Raw genomic sequence first — 1,082 nt, forward strand, 5'->3', positions numbered from 1 at the left:
GGATGTTCAGTCCTCGCGCCACCGGATGGCGCTCATCGGGCAGGCCGTAAGCCCGGATTCGGCCTCCTCGACGAGGTCGGGCGCGACCTCGAAATCGGCCCGCAGGGCGAATCCGTCGTCGTCGAGTTCGTAAAGCCGCGGCGCCACGGCCGCGCACTGACCGTGTCCTTCGCACTGGTCGAGAGCGATGTGAATGCGCTGGTGGGTGCTCATGGTGCCTTCCTTCTCGGCGGGGGCGGATTGTCGGCGGCCAGCTGCCGCAGGCGATTGCGGTCGAGTTTGGACATCGCGGTGCGCGGCAGGTCGCCCACCACGATCAGATGATCGGGCGCCTTGTAGTCGGCCAGCCTGGCCTTGGCCCAATCCCGGAGTTCGACAAGCGAAATCGGTGCGTCCGGATCCTCCGGGACGATGAATGCCACCCCGATCTCGCCGATCACCTCGGCCGCCAGGCCCACCACGGCCGCGGCGCGGACGCGGGGATGTTCGGCCAGGACCTGTTCGACCTCGACCGGGTGGATGTTGAACCCGCCGCGGATGTACATGTCCCCGGATCGACCGGCCAGGACCAGGTTCCCGTCGACGTCGAAGCGTCCCAGATCGCCGCTGACCAGGTAGCCCCGATCGTCGAATGCGACGGTGGTGAGCTCGGGATCGTTCCAGTAGCCGCGCATCGAACAACCACTCTTGATGCGCACCCGGCCGATCTGCCCGGCCGGTAGCGGCGAGCCGCCGGCATCGGTGATCACGACCTCGACGCCGGTCTGGGGCCGGCCGACGGTCCGGTACAGCACCTCTGGGGGATCGCCGGGCTCGGTACCGCAGATCGTCGGCGATTCGGTCATCGCATACCGCACGACCAGCGGCGCTCCGATGCGTTCGGTGGTCTGCTGGACCAGCGTCGGCGAGGCCGGTGCGGTCGCGACCACACCGATGCGAAGGTGCGGCAGCGCCCCCGGCGTGAGGGCGGGCAGTTCCAGCAATTTCGCCCACTGCGTCGGCACCGCGCCCGCGACGGTGATCCGTTCCGCGCGAAGGACATCGAACATCGCCGCGGCCGACCAGGGCACCGGCGCGATCAC

General features: G+C 68.9%; 2 protein-coding genes. Both read right to left on the bottom strand.

Annotated features, from left to right (window positions below):
- Nucleotides 1-6: 6 nt before the first annotated feature.
- Nucleotides 7-213 carry a ferredoxin gene (locus C5E41_RS32955; RefSeq protein ID WP_104379558.1) on the bottom strand — a complete coding sequence of 69 codons (207 nt, stop codon included), beginning with the start codon at nt 211-213 and terminating at the stop codon, nt 7-9.
- Nucleotides 210-1,082: class I adenylate-forming enzyme family protein (locus C5E41_RS32960; RefSeq protein ID WP_146097793.1), on the bottom strand; the 873-nt coding region annotated here is incomplete at its 5' end. The genes C5E41_RS32960 and C5E41_RS32955, both read right to left, overlap by 4 nt.

The sequence above is a fragment of the Nocardia nova genome (assembly GCF_002933465.1).
In the GTDB taxonomy this organism is placed as follows: Bacteria; Actinomycetota; Actinomycetes; order Mycobacteriales; family Mycobacteriaceae; genus Nocardia; species Nocardia nova_B.